The 1,278-nt window shown below is 67.5% G+C and carries 1 protein-coding gene; it reads right to left on the bottom strand.

Annotation, left to right across the window (positions count from 1 at the left end; translation table 11 throughout):
- Positions 1-1,278 (bottom strand): dihydropteroate synthase (locus AB0411_RS37975; protein ID WP_366421759.1); only part of this gene is annotated, 1,278 nt, incomplete at both ends.

The following is a 1,278-nucleotide window of genomic DNA, read 5'->3' as shown; positions in this document are numbered from 1 at the left end:
CCCTCGCTGCGCCGGTCGTAGATCAGATCGAGGGCGGTGGCGACCTGCTCCTCCTCCAACCGCGCGATCGGCAGGATCTTGCTCGCGTGCACGATCGCCGAATCCAGACCGGCCTTGACGCACTCGTCCAGGAAGACGGAGTTCAGCACGATCCGCGCGGCCGGGTTCAGACCGAAGGAGATGTTCGACAGACCCAGCGTCGTCTGCACCTCCGGACGGCGCTTCTTCAGCTCCCGGATCGCCTCGATCGTCGCGATGCCGTCCTTGCGGGACTCCTCCTGACCCGTGCAGATCGTGAACGTCAGACAGTCGATGAGGATGTCGCACTCATGGATGCCCCAATTGCCCGTCAGGTCCTCGATCAGCCGCTCGGCGATGGCCACCTTGTGCTCGACGGTGCGGGCCTGGCCCTCCTCGTCGATGGTCAGCGCGATCAGCGCCGCACCGTGCTCCGCCGCCAGCGCCGTGACCTTCGCGAACCGCGACTCCGGCCCGTCCCCGTCCTCGTAGTTGACGGAGTTGATCACCGCACGACCGCCGAGCTTCTCCAGACCCGCCTGGATGACATCCAACTCCGTGGAGTCCAGCACGATCGGCAGGGTGGAGGCCGTCGCGAACCGGCCCGCCAACTCCTCCATGTCCGCCACACCGTCCCGGCCGACATAGTCCACGCACAGATCGAGCATGTGCGCACCCTCACGGATCTGGTCGCGCGCCATCTCCACACAGTCGTCCCAGCGCGCGTCCAGCATCGCCTCACGGAACTTCTTCGACCCGTTCGCGTTCGTCCGCTCACCGATCGCCAGATACGACGTGTCCTGCCGGAACGGCACCGTCTGATACAGCGAAGCGGCACCCGGCTCCGGACGCGGCTCACGCGCCGGCGGGGCGATCCCGCGCACCCGCTCGACGACCTGCCGCAGATGCTCCGGCGTCGTCCCGCAGCACCCGCCCACCAGCGACAACCCGTACTCGGCGACGAACGTCTCCTGCGCATCGGCCAGCTCCCCGGCCGTCAGCGGATAGTGCGCACCGTTCTTGCCCAGCACCGGCAGCCCCGCGTTCGGCATGCACGCGATCGGCACACGCGAGTGCCGCGCCAGGTAACGCAGATGCTCGCTCATCTCCGCCGGACCGGTCGCACAGTTCAGACCGATCATGTCGATGCCCAACGGCTCCAGCGCCGTCAGCGCCGCACCGATCTCCGAGCCCAGCAACATCGTGCCGGTCGTCTCCACCGTCACCGAACAGATCACCGGGAGATCACTGCCGGTGACC

The organism is Streptomyces angustmyceticus, from assembly GCF_040701845.1.
In the GTDB taxonomy this organism is placed as follows: domain Bacteria; phylum Actinomycetota; class Actinomycetes; order Streptomycetales; family Streptomycetaceae; genus Streptomyces; species Streptomyces angustmyceticus_A.
The sequence above is the reverse complement of the archived record's forward strand: the minus strand, read 5'-3'. Positions and strand labels throughout refer to the sequence as shown.